The sequence below is a fragment of the Klebsiella sp. w6 genome (assembly GCF_033100215.1).
GTDB classification, from domain to species: Bacteria; Pseudomonadota; Gammaproteobacteria; order Enterobacterales; family Enterobacteriaceae; genus Klebsiella; species Klebsiella variicola.
In genome coordinates this window covers 5443852-5464569 of the sequence record NZ_CP136907.1, presented here as the reverse complement: position 1 = coordinate 5464569, position 20718 = coordinate 5443852, and the positions used below count along the sequence as shown (strand labels likewise).

Below are 20718 nucleotides of genomic sequence, written 5' to 3'. Positions count from 1 at the left end.
CCTGTTGATTTGGTGGGGGTAGCCCCTCACCCTAACCCTCTCCCCACAGGGGAGAGGGAACTGTTCGGTGCGCTCTGGCAACATCGCGCAGTTCGTAGCCTGGGTAAGGCGTCAGCCGCGACCCGGGAAAGCCCGTGCATTACCCGCGCTGGCTCAGAACCGCATTCTCATAAGCCCGTACGTTGTCCAGCCACTGACTGCCCGCCGGCGTGTCGTGACGCTGACAGTACATCTCCCAGATGGCCTGCCATGGCAGCGATTTTTGCTCTTCGAGCAGCGCCAGGCGGGCGGTGTAATCGCCGTCGTTCTCCAGCTGACGAAGCTGAGCGGTCGGTTCCAGCAGGGCGCGCAGCAGCGCTTTTTTCATATTGCGGGTACCAATTACCCAGGCCGCGATGCGGTTGATGGAGGCATCGAAGAAGTCGAGGCCGATGTGCACGCGGTCAAACAGGTTGTGGCGAATGATTTCACTGGCGATGGCCTGGGTTTCATCATCCAGCAGCACCACGTGGTCGCTGTCCCAACGTACCGGGCGGCTGACGTGCAGCAGCAGGCGCGGGATGTAGAGCATGGCGGCAGAGATTTTGTCGGAGATCACTTCCGTCGGGTGGAAGTGGCCGGCATCGAGGCACAGCGCCGTCTGGCGGCTGGTGGCGTAGCCCATATAGAACTCGTTGGAGCCGACGGTGTAGCTTTCGGCGCCGATGCCGAACAGCTTGCTCTCCACGGCGTCAATATGGTGCGCCGGATCGAATTTCTCGCTGATCACCTCATCAAGGGCATTCAGCAACCGCTGGCGCGGCGCGAAGCGGTCAACGGTAATATCTTTCATGCCGTCCGGCACCCAGATATTCATCACCGATGGGGTACCCAGCTGTTCGCCAAAATAAGCGGATACGCGACGGCTGGCTTTGCAGTGGTCGATCCAGAACTGGCGGATCTCATCGTTGGCGTGCGACAGGGTAAAGCCGTCGGCGCTCAGCGGATGCGAGAAGCAGGAGGGGTTGAAATCCAGCCCCAGTTTGTTGGCTTTCGCCCACGTAACCCAGTTTTTAAAGTGCTCCGGCTTAATCTCATTGCGCGCTACCGGCGCGTCGGATTCCAGGTAAATAGCGTGCAGGTTGAGACGCTTTGGTCCCGGGATCAGGCTCAGCGCCTGCTCAAGGTCGGCGCGTAGCTCTTCAGCATTGCGCGCTTTGCCCGGGTAGTTGCCGGTCGCCTGGATGCCGCCGGTCAGGCTTCCCGCCGGGTTTTCGAAACCGGCGACGTCGTCACCCTGCCAGCAGTGCATGGAGACGGGCAGACGGTCCAGCTGGCGCAGGGCCTCCTCGACATCCACGCCGACGGCGGCGTAGCGCTGCTTAGCAATTTCCCAGGCTTGTTCAAGTTGAGTGGTCATGCGCAAAGCTCCTTGGTCTGTTGTGGCTGAAACTGCGCCACGAAACGGGCAATTTCACTATCAGGATTGGGGGTAAAAGCGGTGAGCGCCGCGTTGTCGCGCACCACTTGACGAAACTCATCGACATTGGCCAGCTCGTCGAGGGTCATTAACTGGATGCCGATATTGCCGAGGGTGGAGGCCTCCACCGGGCCGGCCACGACGGCGATCCCGCAGGCGTCAGCGCACAGCTGGTTAAGCAGCGCGTTCTGGCAGCCGCCGCCGACGATATGCAGCTGGCTGAAGGGCTGGCCGCGCAGCGCCGCCAGCTCGTTAAGCACCCGGGCGTAGAGCAGCGCCAGGCTGTCGAAAATGCAGCGCGCCAGCTCGGCATCGCTTTCAGGAACGGGCTGCCCGGCATCGCGACAGGCGGCCTGGATCTCGGCGCTCATACTGGCCGGGTTGATAAAGCGGTCATCGTTGCAGTCAATCATGAAGCGGCACGCCGGTAGCGCGGCGGTGCGGGCGATCAGCCCCTGCAGGTCGCTGACGTGTTGTTCTTTCAGCACCCGCTGCAGCAGCCACAGGCCCATGATATTTTTCAGCACCCGGTAGCGGCCTTCGGCTCCGCCTTCGTTGGTGATATTGGCCTGCAGCGCCGCGTCGCAGGTGTATGGAGTCAGGCTTTCAAACCCCATCAGCGACCAGGTGCCGGAGGAGAGATAGGCGGCATGGCGGTCGGCCAGCGGGGAGGCGATCACCGCGCTGGCGGTGTCGTGGCTGGCGACCGCGACCACCGGAATACGGTTGCCCTGCGGGCAGATCCAGTGACCAATCACATTGCCGGGGTGGGTCGGCGTTCCGAACCACGCCAACGGCGCGCCGGTCCAGTTCAGCAGCGTCTCATCCCAGCTATCGCTATTGATGTTAACCAGCTGGGTGGTGGTGGCGTTGGTATATTCCCAGTTCAGATTGCCGGTCAGGCGGAAGCTGAAATAGTCGGGGATCAGCAGGGCATGCGCGGCCTGACTGACCAGCTCCGGCTGCTGCTCCACCAGGGCGCGCAGCTGGTAAAGGGTGTTAAACGGCAGAAACTGAATACCACTGCGGCGATAGATCTCCGCCCGGCCCAGCTGTTCTTCAGCGTGACGTAGCAGGCCCTGGGTGCGGTCGTCGCGATAGGAGATCGGCAGTCCGACGCGCTGGCCCTGCTTATCCAGCAGGACATAATCCACCCCCCAGGTATCGATGCCGATACTGTCGATCAGGATGCCCTGCTCACACACTTTCTCCAGCCCGCGACGGATCTCGCCTTCCAGGCTATCCACATCCCAGCAGTCGAAGCCATCCACCTTCTGCAGGCTGTTGGTGAAGCGATGAATTTCCCGCAGGGTCAGGGCGCGTGGCCCGGACTGATAGCTGGCGAGCATCACCCGCCCGCTGGAGGCGCCTAAATCGACGGCGACACAATGACGAATACTCATGGAAAGACCCTTCTTAAAATCATTGTCCGCAGTCTAAAAAAGGCCGCTTACTGACACCTTCTCGCTACGGACAGTCAAAACTGGCCGCTGGCAAGAAAGCAAAGGTGACCGTGAGGGAAATCACAATTTGCGGTTTTAGGGGGTGGCGAGGGGGATGTGATGGCGTCCGCAGTTCCGTATCTTTCCGGCTGATTCTTGAAAAAGCGGCAGGATTTACGAATTTCATGGTCAAAAATTGAAGGCCGGATAGCCAACCCTTCATTACTATCAGCCGGTGACTGATAATTTTTCTCATTACGAGGGTGGCATCATGACCATATTGCACAGTACGGATTTCTTTAAGGCCGGGATCTCGACGGTGGCTATTGAACCCCGCCTCCCTCAGTCGGCCTTTCCGGAACATCACCATGATTTCCATGAAATTGTCATCGTGGAGCAGGGCACGGGTATTCACGTCTTCAATGGTCAGCCCTATACCATCGGCGGCGGTTCGGTCTGCTTTATTCGCGATCACGACCGGCATCTGTACGAGCATACGGATAACCTGTGTCTGACCAACGTGCTCTATCGCGCGCCGGATGCGTTTCGTTTTCTCGCCGGGGTCAGCCAACTGCTGCCCCAGGAGCAGGAGGGGAACTACCCATCGCACTGGCGGGTGAACCAGACGGTCCTGCAGCAGGTTCGGCATATCGTGGCGCAGATGGAGGCCATGGGGAGCGAAACGGATACCCATGCCGTCGCCAGCCGTGAGATCCTGTTTATGCAGCTGCTGGTGCTGTTGCGTAAAAGCAGTCTTGCGGAAGAGGCTACCAACAATGATGCGCGGCTGAATCAGCTGCTGGCCTGGCTGGAAGATCATTTTGCCCAGGAGATCTGCTGGGAGGAGGTGGCGGCGCAGTTTTCGCTGTCGCTGCGTACCCTGCACCGCCAGCTGAAGCAGCAGACCGGCCTGACGCCGCAGCGCTATCTTAATCGGGTGCGCCTGATGAAGGCCCGGCATCTGCTGCGCCACAGCGATGAAAGCGTGACTGATATCGCTTTTCGCTGCGGCTTCGGCGACAGTAACCACTTTTCGACGCTTTTTCGCCGCGAATTTGACTGGTCGCCGCGCGATATCCGCCAGGGCCGCGACGCCATTCTTCAGTAACGCGAGAAGAGTCAACGTATTGCGGGCTAAAAACGCGAATAATGCGCCCTTATCCGCGTTTGGAGTGTGAGCCGTGGCCGGTCTGATTCTACGTAAAGAGGAGTTTTTCCCTTCCGCCACGCAGGCAGTGGCGGTGGCTGACCGCTACCCGCAAAATGTTTTTGCCGAGCATACCCACGAGTTCTGCGAGCTGGTGCTGGTGTGGCGCGGCAACGGGCTGCACGTCCTTAACGATCGCCCCTGGCGCATTACCCGCGGCGATCTGTTCTATATTCGCGCCGAAGATAAACACTCCTATGCTTCGGTTAATGATTTAGTCCTGCAGAACATCATCTATTGCCCGGAGCGGCTGCAGCTCAATTTTGACTGGGCGGGGACGATCCCTGGCCTCTTTGGCACGCCGTGGAAGCCCCACTGGCGCATGGGCAGCACAGGTATGGCGCAGGCGCGCCAGGTGATTAGCCAGCTTGAGCATGAGTGCGCCCGGCGCGACGCGCAGGGAAATGCGATGGCCGAACTGCTTTTTGCCCAGCTGGCGCTGACGTTGCAGCGCCATCGCTACGCGACGGATGATCCCGCGGCGACGCAGCGCGAAGCGCTACTGGACAAACTGCTGGCCGCGCTGGCGGCCAGCCTCAGCCGCCCCTTTGTTCTGGAGCGTTTCTGCGAGCAGGAGGGCGGCAGCGAGCGGGCGCTTCGCCAGCAGTTTCGCCAGCAAACCGGGATGACCATCAATCACTATTTACGCCAGCTGCGGATCTGCCATGCGCAGTATCTGCTGCAGCATACCGAGCGCTTAATCGGCGATATCGCCATGCAGTGCGGCTTTGAGGACAGTAACTACTTTTCGGTGGTTTTTAGCCGGGAAATCGGCATGTCGCCGGGGCAGTGGCGGCAGCGCAGTCGCGCCGCCGCCTGAAGACCGTCGTTGTCTGGCTGATGACCCGGTGGTTAACTGGCCATCCCCAGACCGACGATATTGGCGGCGATGATGATCACCACGCAACCGAGGCTCAGGACGCTCACCGGACGACGACCGGCGTTGTTCCACTCCTTCAGCACCAGACCCACCAGACCGCCGCACAGCACGTAGAAACTCATGTGCAGCATCCAGCTCATATAGTCATACTGCGCCGGAATGCTGGCGTGGCCCCAGGCATAGAAGAAGAACTGGAGATACCACATCAGGCCGCCGAGGGCGGAGAGCAGAAGGTTGCTGATGATGAGCGGTTTGGCCAGCGAGAAATCGGCTTTGACTGACAGGTTCTTCACTTTCGCCAGACGAATAAAGCAGAAGCCGAGGTTGACCAGCGCCCCGCCGCCCATAATGACTACGTAGCTTGGCAGCGCCGCGTACAGCGGGTCGACGCCGAGCGCTGTGGCGGCGTCATGCATCGGTTTGGCGGCGTTCATCGCGAACGACATCCCTGCGGAGAAGATACCGCACATCACCGCCAGCAGAAGTCCTTTCTTCAGATTGAACTCTTCGGCTTTGATGCCCATTTTGCGCTCTTTCAGCTGGCCTGCGCGGGTGACGATGCCGACGCCAATCACCGCCACCAGCACGCCGAGCAGCGTCATTTGACCGCCCTGGGTGTGCATCAGCACCGAAAACTGACCGTTAATAATCGGCGTCATCAGCGTGCCGACAATCAGCGTGATGCCAATGGCGATGCCAATCCCCATCGACATGCCAAGATAGCGCATGGTCAGGCCATAGTTGATATTACCGATGCCCCACATAGCGCCGAACAGGAAGACCGGCAGCAGCGTGGAGGCGTTAAAGGAGCGGTAGTAGGCCCAGAAGTCGGGTAACAGCGTGGCGCTGATGGCCCAGGGCAGGATCAGCCAGGAGACGATCCCTCCAACCGACCACATGGTTTCCCACGACCAGTGTTTTACTTTTTTGAACGGGGCATAGAAACAGGCGGCACTGGCGGCCCCTATCAAATGCCAAAAAATACCCATCGTAATCGCGTGGTTCATTGATTTTATCCTCATCTTTTTTATCGGAGACGGCGGCTTCCGATGTGATGAGTGTAAAAATTAGCCGCTTTGGCCGCCTTCAAGCCGTTGCCACAGGATGGCGAACCCTGGCAACCATGGGCTTAATTAGTTGTTCTACATCACAAAATGACGGGTATTTCTTCTGGTTATATCCATATGAAAAATACGGCATTGATAAGCATTTTCAATACCATTTAATTAACTATAATGGACAAACTGCTTACGCGGCGTTAACACTTGAGCCGCTCGACAATAATGGAGATGATTATGAGCTATACCCTGCCATCCCTGCCGTACGCTTACGATGCTCTGGAACCGCACTTCGACAAGCAGACGATGGAGATCCATCACACTAAACACCATCAGACCTACGTGAACAATGCCAACGCCGCGCTGGAAAGCCTGCCGGAGTTCGCTAACCTGTCCGCTGAAGAGCTGATCACCAAGCTGGATCAGCTGCCGGCTGACAAAAAGACCGTACTGCGTAACAACGCGGGCGGCCACGCTAACCACAGCCTGTTCTGGAAAGGCCTGAAAACCGGCACCACCCTGCAGGGCGACCTGAAAGCGGCTATCGAGCGCGATTTCGGCTCTGTAGACAATTTCAAAGCGGAATTCGAAAAAGCCGCTGCGACCCGTTTCGGCTCCGGCTGGGCGTGGCTGGTCCTGAAAGGTGACAAACTGGCCGTTGTCTCCACCGCCAACCAGGATTCCCCGCTGATGGGCGAAGCCATTTCCGGCGCTTCCGGCTTCCCGATCCTGGGTCTGGACGTGTGGGAACACGCTTATTACCTGAAATTCCAGAACCGTCGTCCGGACTACATCAAAGCCTTCTGGGACGTAGTGAACTGGGACGAAGCTGCAGCGCGTTTTGCCGCTAAAAAATAAGGTTGCATTGCGCTAAGAGAGAAGCGAGTCTGATGACTCGCTTTTTTTATATCTGTAGCAAGGAGAGCAGCCATGCATTATCCGGTGAATGTCTTTGTCGGCAAAATCAGGGACTACGCGGGCAGTCGCCCCAGCGCGATCGGCAAAATCCAGGTCGATGGCGAATTGCAGCTCGGCGATCTCGGCCTCGATGGGGATGAGCAGGCGGAGAAGAAAATTCACGGCGGGCCGGACCGCGCGCTGTGCCACTATCCGCGCGAACACTATGCCGACTGGATCCGTGAATTCCCCCAGCAGGCCGAGCGCTTCTGCGCGCCGGCGTTCGGCGAAAACCTCTCCACCACCGGGCTTACCGAGCAAAATGTTTATATCGGCGATATCTTTCGCTGGGGCGAGGCGCTGATCCAGGTCACCCAGCCGCGATCGCCGTGCTTCAAGCTCAACTTTCATTTTGCGATCGGTGATATGGCGCAGCTGGTGCAAAACAGCGGGAAGACCGGCTGGTTGTATCGGGTGATTGCCGGGGGGCAAGTCTCCAGCGATGCGCCCCTCGAACTGGTTTCCCGGCTGAGCGATGTCAGTGTCCATGAGGCCGGGGCGATTGCCTGGCAGATGCCGTTTGATGATGATCAGTATCATCGTTTATTGTCGGCTGCGGGCCTGTCGGTGAGCTGGAGCAGAACGATGCAGAAGCGGCGTTTAAGCGGTAAGATCGAGGATAGTTCGCGGAGATTGTGGGGGAAATAATTCCCCCATATTGAGTATTTTCGGGGATGCTCCCGGCTTAGCGCAGCGCAAGCCGGGACAGAGTCAGGTGCGCTTATACAGCGGCAGCCAAAGGGTTAAGCGCAAACCACCCAGCGGGCTGTCGTCGGCCTTCACCCAACCGCGGTGTTGCTGAATAGCGGTTTCGACAATCGCCAGCCCCAGACCGGTGCCGCCGGACTCGCGGTCGCGCGCCTCGTCGGTCCGGTAGAATGGCCGGAAAATCTGTTCGCGATCTTCCGGGCTGACGCCCGGGCCGTCGTCGTCGACGTTAACCGTAATCCCGTCTTTATCCACCGAGAAGCTGACGGAAATCTTCGTGTGCGAGTAGCGCAGGGCGTTGCGGACGATATTCTCCAGCGCGCTTTCCAGCGCATTAGGGTTACCGTACAGCGGCCAGGGGCCCGGCGGATATTCAACGGTGAAAGATTTACCCATCTGCTCGGCTTCAAACGCCGCGTTGTCCAGCACTTCGCCCCACAGCTGATTGGCTTTCACCGTCTCGCTGACCAGGGCATTTTTGGCCTGATTGCGCGACATCACCAGCAGGTCGTTGATCATGCTGTCCAGCCGGTGCGCCTCGGTTTCGATGCGCTCCAGCTCCTTGCTCTCACCGCTGCGGCGACGCAGCAGGGCGGTGCCCAACTGCAGGCGCGTAAGTGGTGTGCGCAGCTCATGCGAGATATCCGACAGCAGCCGCTGCTGGCTGGTCATCATCCGCTCCAGCGCGGTCACCATCTGGTTAAAGCTGGCGCCAGCGGCTAAGAACTCCTGCGGCCCGGCTTCCAGCTCCGGATGCTGGCGCAGGTTGCCCTGGGCGACTTCGTCGGCGGCGTTTTTCAGCTTACGCGCCGGTTTCGCCAGGCTCCACGCCAGCCACAGCAGCAGCGGGGCGCTGACCAGCATCGTGACGATCAGCAGCAGCAGCGGCCGGTCAAACAACAGGTTGATAAAGTCGGATTGGGAGGTGCTGGCGGGACGAATCAGATAGAGCTGATAGTTATCCTCGCCGTCCCTGACGGAAAACGGGCCCACCATTTCCAGGCGGCCATAGCGTTTTTTCTGCGGATGATCGGCATTATCGGCCTGGCCGATAAAGTTACGAATGATCTGCATCTCGTTGCGTTCTGCGCCGATCACGCGGCCTTCGCTGGTCACCAGCAGCAGGCGTTGTCCCGGCGGCGCCCATTTATCAATGGCGCGAAACAGACGGCGCCACCACATCAGATCGTTTGGCGGATCGTTGGCCAGCTCGGCCTCGACGTGCTGCTCGATCATGATGCCCTGACGCTGCTCGCTTTCCAGCAGCTCGGTCATCTGCCGGGAATCCAGTTTGGGCAACATCAGCACCAGCATCAACACCAGCGCCAGCGTGAGCCAGAAGATGGCGAAGATGCGTGCAGTCAAACTTCCAATCATGAAGCGGAAACCATCAGATACCCGCGACCACGCAGCGTTTTAAACCATGGATGGCCATCTTTGCGCTCCGGCAGCTTACGCCGCAGGTTGGAAATATGCATATCGATGGCGCGGTCGAACGGCGTCAGGCGCTTGCCTAACACTTCCTGGCTTAAATGTTCACGCGACACTACCTGGCCGAGATGCTGCGCTAACAGATAGAGCAGGGTGAACTCGGTACCGGTGAGCTCCAGCGTCTGACCATCGAAATTGGCTTCCTGGCGGCCCGGGTTCAGGCTTAAGGCATCCACTTCCAGCGTTGGCGATCCGGCTTCGGTCGTCTGCTGCTGCTCGCTCCAGTGGGAACGGCGCAGAATCGCGCGTATACGGGCCACCAGTTCACGATCGTTGAACGGCTTAGGCAAATAGTCATCCGCGCCCAGCTCAAGGCCGAGAACGCGATCCAGCTCGCTCCCGCGCGCTGTTAGCATGATAACCGGGGTCTGGTGTGTCTGACGCAGCTCTTTCAGCGTATCGATACCGTTTTTCTTCGGCATCATCACGTCGAGCAGCAATAAATCAACGCTGTCGTCCAGAAGGGCCAGCGCCTGTTCCCCATCATGGGCCACCAGCACGTTAAAACCTTCCATATCGAGCAGCTCTTTTAACAGGGAGGTGAGCTCCCGGTCATCATCAACTAACAGGATTTTATTCATCTTTTAAATACCTCCGAGGCAGAAATTACGTCATCAAGGCCCGCTAATCCATGACTTTACGTTGTTTTACACCCCCTGACGCATGTTTGCAGCCTGAATCGTAGACTGTCTCTCGTTGAATCGCGACACAAACGTTTTGGGAGTATGTGATGCGCAATGTTATCGCTGCCGTCATGGCCTCAACGCTGGCGCTAAGTGCATATAGCCAGGCCGCTGAAGTCGTTACCAGCGTTAACTGGCTCCCCGGAGACGAAGGGGGACAGCGCGGTAGCCAGAGCCATATGTTTGACGGCATAAGTTTAACCGAGCAGCAACGTCAGCAGTTACGGGATCTTATGCAACGGGCACGCCACGACAGGCTCCCCGTTAATGTTAGCGAAATGGAGACAATGCATCGCCTTGTCACCGCAGAAAATTTTGATGAAAACGCTGTGCGCGCTCAGGCAGAAAAGATGGCGCAGGAACAGGTTGCTCGCCAGGTTGAAATGGCTAAGGTCCGCAACCAGATGTACCACCTGCTTACGCCAGAGCAGCAAGCGGTTTTAAATGCTAAGCACCAGCAACGTATGGATCAGTTGCGTGAGGTTGCAAGGATGCAGAAAGGCTCAGCAATGATGCTTTCGAGTAGTAGCAACACCCTGCAACCCCAGTAACAAACCCTGTTTTCCTTGCCATAGACACCATCCCTGTCTTCCCCCACATGATGTGGGGGTTTTTTTTGCCCTTTTTTCGGCAAATCAACTTCTTCGCGTATCCCGTGAGCGTCACAAGTTCAGGTTATACTAAGCGCAGTGCAGGAGAAGGAGCCTATATGAATCAATCTTATGGCCGGTTGGTCAGCCGCGCCGCTATCGCCGCGACGGCCATGGCCTCCGCGTTACTTTTGATCAAAATTTTTGCGTGGTGGTATACCGGTTCAGTCAGTATTCTGGCTGCGCTGGTGGATTCGCTGGTGGATATTGCCGCCTCGCTGACCAACCTGCTGGTGGTTCGCTATTCGCTGCAACCTGCTGATGAAGAACATACCTTTGGCCATGGCAAAGCGGAATCGCTGGCGGCGCTGGCGCAAAGCATGTTTATCTCCGGCTCGGCGTTGTTTCTGTTTCTCACCGGCATCCAGCACCTGGTGCGTCCGGAGCCGCTGCAGGCCGCTGGCGTCGGGGTCGTCGTCACGTTGATCGCCCTGTTCAGCACGCTGGCGCTGGTGACCTTCCAGCGCTGGGTGGTGCGAAAAACCCAGAGCCAGGCGGTGCGGGCGGATATGCTTCATTATCAGTCTGATGTTATGATGAACGGCGCTATTCTGGTGGCGCTGGGCCTTTCCTGGTACGGCTGGCATCGCGCCGATGCGTTGTTTGCCTTAGGAATTGGCATCTATATTTTATATAGCGCGCTGCGGATGGGCTATGAGGCGGTTCAGTCACTACTCGACCGCGCCTTGCCAGACGAGGAGCGTCAGGACATTATCACCATCGTGACCGCATGGCCCGGCATCCGCGGGGCGCACGATCTACGAACGCGGCAGTCAGGGCCGACCCGCTTTATTCAGATTCATTTGGAAATGGAAGATAACCTCCCGCTGGTGCAAGCCCACGTGATTGCAGACCAGGTGGAGCAGGCGATTCTGCGCCGTTTCCCGGGTTCCGATGTCATTATCCATCAGGATCCCAGTTCTGTGGTGCCAGCGGCGCAGCAGGGCTTTTTTGAGCGTTAGGTTATAGTCTGTAAACTCGATGTAAAAATGTGGGGCAGATCGGCATTTTTTGTATAAATTACCGCCGTTTGGTCTGACCTGAATCAATTCAGCTTGAGGCGTTTGATATACTATTGTCATTAGCGTCGTGCACTCCTGGTGAGGGAGCGCTTCAGGCAACAGAATTATTTTTTGCTTCCTAAGTTCAGAGGTAGTCATGATTAAGAAAATCGGTGTGTTGACAAGTGGCGGTGATGCGCCGGGCATGAACGCAGCAATTCGTGGCGTTGTGCGCGCGGCATTAACGGAAGGTCTGGAAGTTTTTGGAATCTATGACGGTTACCTCGGATTGTATGAAGACCGTATGGTTCAGCTCGACCGTTACAGCGTTTCCGACATGATCAACCGCGGCGGCACCTTCCTGGGCTCCGCTCGCTTCCCGGAATTCCGCGAAGAACACATTCGCGCTGTGGCTATCGAAAACATGAAGAAGCGCGGCCTGGATGCGCTGGTGGTTATCGGTGGTGACGGATCCTATATGGGGGCAATGCGCCTGACCGAGATGGGCTTCCCGTGCATCGGTCTGCCGGGCACCATCGACAACGATATCAAAGGCACTGACTACACCATCGGCTTTTTCACCGCCCTGAGCACCGTGGTGGAAGCGATTGACCGTCTGCGCGACACCTCTTCTTCACACCAGCGCATCTCAGTGGTGGAAGTGATGGGCCGTTACTGCGGCGACCTGACCCTGGCGGCGGCGATTGCCGGCGGCTGTGAGTTCATCATGGTGCCGGAAGTGGAATACACCCGTGACGATCTGGTGGCCGAAATCAAAGCCGGTATCGCGAAAGGTAAGAAACACGCTATCGTGGCGATCACCGAGCACATGTGCGACGTTGACGAGCTGGCAAGCTACATCGAGAAAGAAACCGGGCGTGAAACTCGCGCCACCGTCCTCGGCCACATTCAACGCGGCGGTTCCCCGGTTCCTTACGACCGCATCCTGGCTTCCCGCATGGGCGCCTATGCAATTGAGCTGCTGCTGCAAGGCCATGGCGGCCGTTGCGTCGGCATCCAGAACGAGAAGCTGGTGCACCACGACATCATCGATGCCATCGAGAACATGAAGCGTCCGTTCAAGAACGACTGGCTGGATTGCGCGAAGAAACTGTACTAAGTTGCGCGTCGGATAAACAAAAGGCCTTCTCATGGAGAAGGCCTTTTTTATGGGGGAGGGTTTATTCGATATCCAGCGGGTCTTCCGACAGGATCATCCCGGTGTTATCGGCATACAGATGGTCGCCGGAGAAGAAGGTCACCCCGCCGAAATTGACGCGCACGTCGCTTTCGCCGATGCCTTCGCCAGCCGCGCCGACCGGAATAGCCGCCAGCGCCTGGATGCCGATGTCCAGTTCCTCAAGGTCGTCAACCTGGCGCACCGCGCCATAGACCACTAACCCTTCCCATTCATTCTGTACGGCCAGACGCGCCAGGTCGGCGTCAATTAACGCGCGTCGTACTGAGCCGCCGCCGTCGATCAGGAGAATATGACCACGGCCGTTCTGCTCGAGCAGATCATAGAGCAACCCGTTATCCTCGAAACATTTTACCGTAATGATTTGTCCACCAAACGACGACCGTCCTCCAAAGTTAGAGAACAGCGGTTCCACGACGTTGACATCTTCCTGGTAGATGTCACAAAGCTCGGAAGTATCGTATTTCATAGGCTTAACGTTCAGTTGCTGCGAGAGTTTTTAGTATATCCCGCGAATCCCATTGTTGGCAAAATCATCAATTGTTAATTGATATTTGTCAGTTAAGCCATCAGCTTACTGGCAATAATTCCGATGACAAACAGCAGGTTGGTCAGTAAGGCCCCTTTAACCGTCTTTTCGAGCATCGGCCGCATCGCCAGCGGATCGGATTCGCGCAGGACGTAGCGCGCCTGTTTCACCAGCAGCGGCGTGGCGAGAATAAACAGCCAGCCCCAGGCTGAATGCAGCGCCAGCAGATTAAACAGCGCCAGACACAGCAGGGCGCCGAACAGCAGGCAGGCATGATAGCGGCGGGCATTGACCGGGCCCAGGCGCACGGCGAGGGTGTTCTTCCCGTTCTGCCGGTCGCTATCAATATCCCGCAGATTATTGATGTTCAGCACGGCAGTCGCCAGCAGACCGCAGGCCGTCGCCGGCAGAAAAATGGCCGCTTCCACATTATGGGCTTGCAGATACCAGCTGCCGAGGACGCTCAGCCAGCCGAAGAAAACGAGTACTGAGATATCACCCAGACCAATATATCCATAGGGGCGGGTGCCCACCGTGTAGGTGATGGCGGCCACGATGGACAGGCCACCCAGCACAAGGAAGCCGATAAAATCGCCGACACTCTGCCAGGCGGCGCACAGCAGCGCCAGACCAAACAGACAGATCAGCGCGACGGTGACGATGAGAGCGCGCTTCATCTGCTGGGGGGTAATCACCCCTTTCTGCATGCCGCGCAGCGGCCCGATGCGATCGGGTTTATCGCTCCCTTTGACTGCGTCGCCATAGTCATTCGCCAGGTTAGAAAGAATTTGCAGCAAGCCAGCGGTGATCAGCGCCAGCAGAGCAACCCAGGGATCAAAATGGCCCTGCTGCCAGGCAAGGGTGGTGCCAACAATAATCGCGGCAAACGCCAGCGGTAACGTTTTAGGACGCAGGCTTTCCAGCCATGCCCGAGAACGGCTGATATCAGTCATAGTTATTTTAGCCAATAAAAATGGGGGCTATAGCCCCCATCAACAGTGATGAAAATGCATTGCACCGGATTATAGGATAAAACGGCTCAGATCTTCATCTGCCACCAGAACATCCAGGTGTTTACTCACATATTCGGCATCGATAATGACGGTCTGGCCGTTCATCTCGCTGGCATCATAGGAAATATCTTCCACCAGACGCTCCAGCACGGTGTGCAGGCGACGCGCACCGATGTTCTCGGTGGTTTCGTTTACCTGCCACGCGGCCTGGGCGATACGCTTGATACCGTCTTCGGTGAATTCGATATTCACCCCTTCGGTCGCCATCAGCGCTTTGTACTGCACGGTGATGGAGGCATTCGGCTCGGTCAGGATGCGCTCGAAGTCATGGGTGGTCAGCGCTTTCAGCTCAACGCGGATCGGCAGACGCCCCTGCAGCTCAGGGATCAGATCGGACGGACTGGCCACCTGGAACGCGCCGGAGGCGATAAACAGAATGTGGTCGGTCTTAACCATCCCGTGCTTGGTGGAGACGGTGCAGCCTTCAACCAGCGGCAGCAGGTCGCGCTGTACGCCTTCGCGAGACACGTCCGGGCCGGAGGAGTTGCCGCCGCGCTTACAGATTTTGTCGATTTCGTCGATAAAGACGATACCGTGCTGTTCTACAGCGTCGATGGCTTCCTGCTTCAGCTCTTCCGGGTTGACCAGCTTGGCCGCTTCTTCTTCAATCAGCAGCTTCATCGCGTCTTTGATTTTCAGCTTACGCGGTTTTTGCTTCTGGCCGCCGAGGTTCTGGAACATGGACTGCAGCTGGCTGGTCATCTCTTCCATGCCCGGAGGGGACATGATTTCAACGCCCATCGGCGCCGCAGCGAGATCGATTTCAATCTCTTTATCGTCCAGCTGGCCTTCACGCAGTTTCTTGCGGAACGCCTGGCGCGCAGCAGAGGGTTCCTGCGGCTGTTCAGCCTGGCCCCAGTTGTTTTTCGCCGGTGGGATCAGCACGTCAAGTACGCGCTCTTCCGCCAGCTCTTCCGCGCGGTAACGGTTTTTATCGATGGACTGCATGCGAACCATTTTGATCGCCGCATCGGTCAGATCGCGGATGATCGAGTCCACTTCTTTACCAACATAGCCCACTTCGGTGAACTTGGTCGCTTCAACTTTAATAAACGGCGCGTTGGCCAGTTTCGCCAGACGACGGGCAATCTCGGTTTTACCGACGCCGGTTGGGCCGATCATCAGAATGTTTTTCGGCGTGACTTCATGACGCAGCTCTTCGTTAAGCTGCATACGGCGCCAGCGGTTACGCAGGGCAATAGCAACAGAACGCTTGGCGGCGTCCTGGCCGATAATGTGTTTGTCCAGTTCGCTGACAATTTCGCGTGGGGTCATTTCAGACATGGGAGATCCTTACGCTTTAGAAGGTAATTCTTCGATGGTGTGGAAATGGTTGGTATAGATGCAGATATCACCTGCAATATCCAACGCTTTCTCGGCGATGTCGCGCGCGCCCATATCGGTGTTTTCCAACAGCGCGCGGGCCGCGGCCTGGGCGTAAGGACCGCCGGAGCCGATAGCAATCAAATCGTTTTCTGGCTGTACCACGTCGCCGTTACCGGTGATGATAAGCGACGCGTTTTCGTCCGCGACGGCCAGCAGCGCTTCCAGCTTGCGCAACATCCGATCGGTTCGCCAGTCTTTAGCCAGCTCAACGGCGGCCTTCACCAGATGGCCCTGGTGCATTTCCAGTTTACGTTCAAACAGTTCGAACAGCGTGAAGGCGTCAGCGGTGCCGCCAGCAAAACCGGCAATCACTTTGTCGTTATACAGACGACGCACTTTCTTCACGTTGCCCTTCATCACGGTGTTGCCCAGCGTGGCCTGGCCATCACCGGCAATAACAACATGGCCGTTACGGCGAACACTTACAATTGTAGTCACGAGCAGACCCCTTGGTTGCAAAAGCGGAACAGGGGCCCCGCGCTGTCCGCGGGGCCGAATGCAATTATAGATGGGGGGGATTTTGAGGGTTTCAACCCCTGGCGGCGAGACGAATGCAGTTCGCGTGTCCGGCCATCTTCAGACGGGTGATCATCTCGTTGGCGCTTTCTTTGCCTTTCAGCGGGCCAATGACTACGCGGTTCCAGCCGTTGTTGGTGGTGATATGTGAAGCAAACCCTTCAAAAGCCAGCTGAGCGCGGACGGTTTCGGCCTGCTCGGCGCCTTTAAAGGAGCCGCACTGGATCATCCAGCTACGATCGTCTTTCTTCTCGGCGGCTTTCGGCGCTTCCTCCACGCGGGTTACCGGCGCGGCGGCCTGCGTACGTGGCTGCGTGGTATTGGTATGCGCCGGCGTCTGCAGCAGATCCTGGTACGGCTGCTGGTTCGACGCGGTCTGCTTCGGCTGTTGCTGTTGCACCGGCTTCGGCTGCTGGACGCGCGGCTGCTGCTGCACGGCCTGCGGCTGAGTTTGCGCCCACTGCTGCTGTTGCGCCTGCTGTTGCTGCTGTGCTAAACGCTGACGCTGCAGCGTCTGCTGGCGCTGTGCCGGGGTTTGTTCGTTCCACGGCACTTCGGTCAGCTGGGTCGGCTGCTGGCGCATATCGGCCTGCATCTGGGCGAGCAGCTGGCGCTGCTCGTCGGTCAGCTGTTCCGGTTTCATCACCTCGCCACCGGCGGTCGGTTCGGTCGGCGCGCGGACGCCAGGCTGGCGGCTTTCCAGCTCTTTGATATAGCGCCAGCGCTCTTCCGGTTTTGGCGGCAAGCCGTTACCGGCGGCCTGGCGATTTTGCATCGCTTCCGCTTCTTCTTTCTTATGGTGCGTAATGAAATAAAGTCCACCGATAAAGGCCACCAGCACCGCCGCCGCGATCGCCACCATCGCCGGTGAAATCGCCGGAAGGCTGCTTTGCTTATTCCTTGAGCTTCGGGTAGTGCTCTTTTTGCGCCGCGAAGAAGCCGGTTGGCTGCGGCGTACATAATCTCGTTGTGCCACTATCGTTTCGCTGTCTTATATTTGTTCGTCAGCCCGCCATGTTACTTAAGCGGCGGGCCTTTGACCAGAAGAGCAGGCCCGAAAGCCTGATGGTTATCGTCTGATTTTTTGCGTACTGCCGCGAACGATCAGTTCGCAATCGAGCAGACGCGAGCCGCTGTTCACATTATGACCCTGCATTTGCTCAAGTAATAGCAGCATTCCTTCACGGCCGATATCAAAACGCGGCTGTGAAACGGTAGTCAACGGCGGATCGCAAAATTCAGACAACGCGATGTTATCGAAGCCGACAATCGACAGGTCGTCCGGCACCTTCAGGCCGCGGCGTTTCGCCAGCGACAAGGCGCCCAGCGCCATCACATCACTATGGCAGAAGACCGCGGTGGGCGGCACCGGCTGTGACAGCAGCTGCTCCAGCGCATTGGCGCCGGCTTCAAAGGTAAAATTGCCGCGAGCGATATAGTGCGGATCGACGGTGATACCGCTGCGGCGCAGCGCCTGCACATAACCCTGCAGGCGATAATGGCACAGCGGCATATCTTCCGGGCCGGCGATACAGCCAATACGCTGGTGTCCCAGCTCATGAAGATAGTTCACCGCGTTAAAGGCCGCCGTCAGGTTATCGATGTGGACGGTGGGTAACTCCAGCTCCGGCGCGAATTCGTTCGACATGACCATCGGCGGCAAATTGCGCTGCTCTTCCACGCTGGCGTCGAACGGCAGGCGCGAGCTGAGCAGCACCATGCCGTCGATCTGCTTGGTGATAATAAGGTCAATAAAGGTTTTTTCTTTCTGGTTCTGGTGGGCGCAATCGCCGATTAACACCAGATAACCGTGCTCGGCGGCCGTGACTTCAATTCCGCGGATGACTTCACTAAAAAAGGGATCGCAGATATCCGGCACGATCACGAGGATCGTCCGCGATTCGTTGCGCTTCATATTTCGCCCGAGCGACTGCGGTAAATAGCCGACTTCCAGCGCCGCCTGCTCGACCCGGTTACGGGTGGCTTGCGACACCTTATCAGGGTTCATCAACGCTCGGGACACGGTTGCCGTGGAAACGTTTGCCTTGAGGGCGACGTCTTTCATGGTGGCGGCAACCACTTGTTTTTTGGGCTTCACCTGGTTTCTCCTCGCTGAATGGCGCTGACATTTCCCTTGCGCGCTAACTGCTGCATCATTTTTATCAGATAGTCGCGGCAGTGAGTTACAGAATTTTCATGAAAAACGTGATGCTTGTTGAATTTTTCGATCCGGCTCGCAAGAGAAGCCTTACCCTTCAATAGGATCGACATCCAGCACCCATTTCACTTTTCTCGCCTCCGGTAGCGTATTGATTAACGCCAGCGTACCGCTGACGATGTGCTGCAGGCGCACCCGCGAAGGGTGCTGCAGCAATATTTGCCAGCGCCAGCGGCCGCCGCGCTTCGGCGCCAGCGCCGGAACCGGACCGAGCACCCACAGTTTATCGTCGGCCAGCGGGCTGGCCTGCAAGAGATTACGTAACTGCTGTAAAAACAGCGGCGCCTGCTGGTTGTTATGGTCTTCAGCACGTATCAACACGTGACTGGTCCACGGCGGTAGCTGCATCGTCTGGCGTTCGGCCAGCGCCTGCTCGGCAAAGGCGTCGTAGCCTTTATACAGCAGGGTCTGCAGCAGAGGATGCTCCGGATGGTGGGTTTGCAGGATCACTTCGCCCTGTTTTCCTGCCCGGCCCGCTCGTCCGGAGACCTGGGTATAGAGCTGAGCGAAACGCTCTGCGGAGCGGAAATCAGCGGAAAATAGCGCCCCGTCGACGTCCAGCAGGGAGACGAGGGTCACGTCCGGAAAGTGGTGGCCTTTGGCCAGCATTTGGGTGCCGATCAAAATGCGCGCGCCGCCGCGGTGGACTGCGGCGAGATGTTCCTCAAGCGCCCCTTTACGGCTGGTGGTATCGCGGTCGATACGCGAGATAGGCACGCCAGGGAACAGCGGCGTCAGGGACTGCTCCAGTTGCTCGGTGCCGATACCCACCGGCACCAGATGTGTGGAACCGCAGGAAGGGCACTGGCGCGGGACAGGGCGCTGACTGTCGCAATGGTGGCAGCGCAGATGGTGCTGCGCCTGGTGCAACGTATAGTAGCTGTCGCAGCGCGGGCACTCCGCGATCCAGCCGCAGTCGTGGCACAGCAGCGCCGGCGCAAAGCCGCGGCGGTTAAGAAACAGGATCACCTGGTTATCCGCCTGCAGATGCTGGCGCATGCGGTTGATCAGCGCGGGTGACAGACCCGCCTGCAGCACCTGTCCTTTCAGGTCGAGCACGTGCTGCTGGGCTGGACGCGCGTTGCCCGCGCGTTTGCTTAAGGTTAACTGCCGATATTTGCCCTGGCGGACGTTGTGCAGGGTCTCCAGCGCCGGCGTCGCCGAGCCGAGAATAATCGGGATCTGTTCGCTGTGAGCGCGCCATACCGCCAGGTCGCGGGCGTGGTAGCGCCAGCCTTCCTGCTGTTTGTAGGAGCTGTCATGCTCTTCGTCGATGACGATGACGCCGAGATCTTTAAACGGCGTAAACAGCGAGGAGCGAGTGCCTATCACAATGGCCGCTTCGCCGTTTTTCGCCTTCAGCCAGGCCGAGAGACGTTCGCTGTCATTGAGTCCGGAGTGCAGCACTTCCACCGGCGCATTAAAGCGCTGGCGAAAACGGGCGATAGTTTGCGGCGTCAGGCCGATCTCCGGCACCATCACCAGCGCCTGGCGCCCCTGCGCCAGTACATTCTCCAGCACGCTCAAGTAGACTTCCGTTTTCCCTGAGCCTGTGATGCCTGCCAGTAGCCAGGCGGAGAAGCGATCGGCAGCGCTGTGGATCGCCCCGACGGCGGTGGCCTGTTCGGTATTCAGACGCAGGCGCTCGCCGGCAACCGAATACGTGCTGCGCCAGTCGGTGAGGACGGGCGCTTCACAGGCCAGCTCCGCCAGCCCTTTGCCACGCAGCGCCTGCAGCGCCGCTTCATTAAATTCCAGTTCGCTAACCTGATGACGCCAGATCTTTCCCTGGCGCAGCGCCGCCAGCGCCTGCTGCTGCTTTGGGGAGCGTTTCAGACCGTTGAGGTCGACAGCCTGCCCCTGCTCGGTGGCGAACCAGTACCACAGCGGCGTCGCGCTGGCGGGTTTGCCCTGGCGCAGCAGAATGGGCAGCGCATGGAACAGCACATCGCCAATCGGATGATGGTAATACTCAGCCGCCCACATCAGCAGTCGCCAGACGGTGCCAGAGAAGACCGGCTCGTCGTCCAGCGCTTCGGCGACCGGTTTGAGTTCATCCAGCGGCAGCTCGCTGCGCTCGCTCACCGCCGCGACAATGCCGATCCGCTCCTGTTTGCCGAACGGCACCCGCACCCGACAGCCCGCTTTGACCGTCATGCCATCAGGCAGCAGATAGTCAAAGGTGCGCGGTAGCGGAACGGGTAGGGCAACGTGGGCGACGGGCATGTCATCTTCCTGACTTGAAATCTGGCGGGATAGTAT

General features: G+C 58.2%; 19 protein-coding genes. 7 read left to right on the top strand and 12 right to left on the bottom strand.

Annotated features, from left to right (window positions below):
• Positions 1–139 precede the first annotated feature (139 nt).
• Positions 140–1399, bottom strand: a complete 1260-nt coding sequence (gene rhaA, locus R0140_RS26545; RefSeq protein WP_032741520.1) for an L-rhamnose isomerase — start codon at positions 1397–1399, stop codon at positions 140–142.
• Positions 1396–2862, bottom strand: a complete 1467-nt coding sequence (rhaB, locus tag R0140_RS26540) for a rhamnulokinase (protein WP_032741523.1) — start codon at positions 2860–2862, stop codon at positions 1396–1398. The genes rhaA and rhaB overlap by 4 nt, the downstream gene beginning before the upstream one ends.
• Before the next feature lie 310 nt (positions 2863–3172).
• On the opposite strand from rhaB, the gene rhaS reads away from it, so the two are divergent.
• Together rhaS and rhaR are read left to right on the top strand one after the other, a co-directional pair.
• Complete coding sequence (rhaS, locus tag R0140_RS26535; RefSeq protein ID WP_008807880.1) at positions 3173–4009, top strand: HTH-type transcriptional activator RhaS; 837 nt, start codon at positions 3173–3175, stop codon at positions 4007–4009.
• 73 nt (positions 4010–4082) lie between these two features.
• Positions 4083–4928, top strand: coding sequence for an HTH-type transcriptional activator RhaR (rhaR, locus tag R0140_RS26530; RefSeq protein ID WP_008807878.1), 846 nt, complete (start codon positions 4083–4085; stop codon positions 4926–4928).
• Between the two features lie 32 nt (positions 4929–4960).
• Here rhaR and rhaT read toward each other — a convergent pair whose 3' ends face one another.
• Positions 4961–5995, bottom strand: coding sequence for an L-rhamnose/proton symporter RhaT (rhaT, locus tag R0140_RS26525; protein WP_032741526.1), 1035 nt, complete (start codon positions 5993–5995; stop codon positions 4961–4963).
• Positions 5996–6283: 288 nt separating this feature from the next.
• Here rhaT and sodA point away from each other — a divergent pair, with 288 nt between their 5' ends.
• Both sodA and yiiM read left to right on the top strand, forming a co-directional pair.
• Positions 6284–6904 (top strand): superoxide dismutase [Mn], encoded by a 621-nt coding sequence (gene sodA, locus R0140_RS26520; RefSeq protein WP_004203668.1) that lies wholly within the window; start codon positions 6284–6286, stop codon positions 6902–6904.
• A gap of 72 nt (positions 6905–6976) precedes the next feature.
• Positions 6977–7651, top strand: a complete 675-nt coding sequence (gene yiiM, locus R0140_RS26515; RefSeq protein ID WP_032741527.1) for a 6-hydroxyaminopurine reductase — start codon at positions 6977–6979, stop codon at positions 7649–7651.
• Between the two features lie 63 nt (positions 7652–7714).
• Here the strand turns inward: yiiM and cpxA are convergent, their stop codons facing one another.
• Together cpxA and cpxR are read right to left on the bottom strand one after the other, a co-directional pair.
• Positions 7715–9088, bottom strand: a complete 1374-nt coding sequence (cpxA, locus tag R0140_RS26510) for an envelope stress sensor histidine kinase CpxA (protein ID WP_008807874.1) — start codon at positions 9086–9088, stop codon at positions 7715–7717.
• Positions 9085–9783 (bottom strand): envelope stress response regulator transcription factor CpxR, encoded by a 699-nt coding sequence (gene cpxR / locus R0140_RS26505; RefSeq protein ID WP_002882901.1) that lies wholly within the window; start codon positions 9781–9783, stop codon positions 9085–9087. Before cpxR ends, cpxA begins: the two co-directional genes overlap by 4 nt.
• A 149-nt stretch (positions 9784–9932) precedes the next feature.
• Here cpxR and cpxP point away from each other — a divergent pair, with 149 nt between their 5' ends.
• From cpxP to pfkA, 3 genes are all read left to right on the top strand, one after another.
• A complete protein-coding gene (gene cpxP, locus R0140_RS26500; RefSeq protein ID WP_004178004.1) occupies positions 9933–10436 on the top strand; it encodes a cell-envelope stress modulator CpxP in 504 nt (167 codons plus the stop codon).
• 158 nt (positions 10437–10594) lie between these two features.
• The gene (gene fieF, locus R0140_RS26495; protein WP_008807873.1) at positions 10595–11497 is read left to right on the top strand and encodes a CDF family cation-efflux transporter FieF; all 903 of its coding nucleotides are present in this window, start codon (positions 10595–10597) and stop codon (positions 11495–11497) included.
• A 196-nt stretch (positions 11498–11693) separates the two neighbouring features.
• Positions 11694–12656: a 6-phosphofructokinase gene (gene pfkA / locus R0140_RS26490; RefSeq protein ID WP_002882911.1), complete on the top strand. Its 963-nt coding sequence runs from the start codon at positions 11694–11696 to the stop codon at positions 12654–12656.
• A 61-nt stretch (positions 12657–12717) separates the two neighbouring features.
• Here pfkA and rraA read toward each other — a convergent pair whose 3' ends face one another.
• The 7 genes from rraA to priA form a co-directional block, all read right to left on the bottom strand.
• Positions 12718–13203: a ribonuclease E activity regulator RraA gene (gene rraA, locus R0140_RS26485; RefSeq protein WP_002882913.1), complete on the bottom strand. Its 486-nt coding sequence runs from the start codon at positions 13201–13203 to the stop codon at positions 12718–12720.
• Between the two features lie 92 nt (positions 13204–13295).
• Positions 13296–14216, bottom strand: a complete 921-nt coding sequence (menA, locus tag R0140_RS26480; RefSeq protein WP_032741529.1) for a 1,4-dihydroxy-2-naphthoate polyprenyltransferase — start codon at positions 14214–14216, stop codon at positions 13296–13298.
• Between the two features lie 69 nt (positions 14217–14285).
• Positions 14286–15620: an HslU--HslV peptidase ATPase subunit gene (gene hslU / locus R0140_RS26475; RefSeq protein WP_008807871.1), complete on the bottom strand. Its 1335-nt coding sequence runs from the start codon at positions 15618–15620 to the stop codon at positions 14286–14288.
• Positions 15621–15629: 9 nt separating this feature from the next.
• On the bottom strand, positions 15630–16160 hold the full coding sequence (gene hslV / locus R0140_RS26470) for an ATP-dependent protease subunit HslV (protein WP_002882918.1): 531 nt from the start codon (positions 16158–16160) through the stop codon (positions 15630–15632).
• 91 nt (positions 16161–16251) lie between these two features.
• Entirely contained in the window at positions 16252–17214 is a 963-nt protein-coding gene (gene ftsN / locus R0140_RS26465) for a cell division protein FtsN (RefSeq protein WP_071599441.1), read from the bottom strand.
• Positions 17215–17307: 93 nt separating this feature from the next.
• Complete coding sequence (gene cytR, locus R0140_RS26460) at positions 17308–18336, bottom strand: DNA-binding transcriptional regulator CytR (RefSeq protein ID WP_004203676.1); 1029 nt, start codon at positions 18334–18336, stop codon at positions 17308–17310.
• Between the two features lie 150 nt (positions 18337–18486).
• Entirely contained in the window at positions 18487–20682 is a 2196-nt protein-coding gene (gene priA / locus R0140_RS26455) for a primosomal protein N' (RefSeq protein ID WP_016162052.1), read from the bottom strand.
• Positions 20683–20718 lie beyond the last annotated feature (36 nt).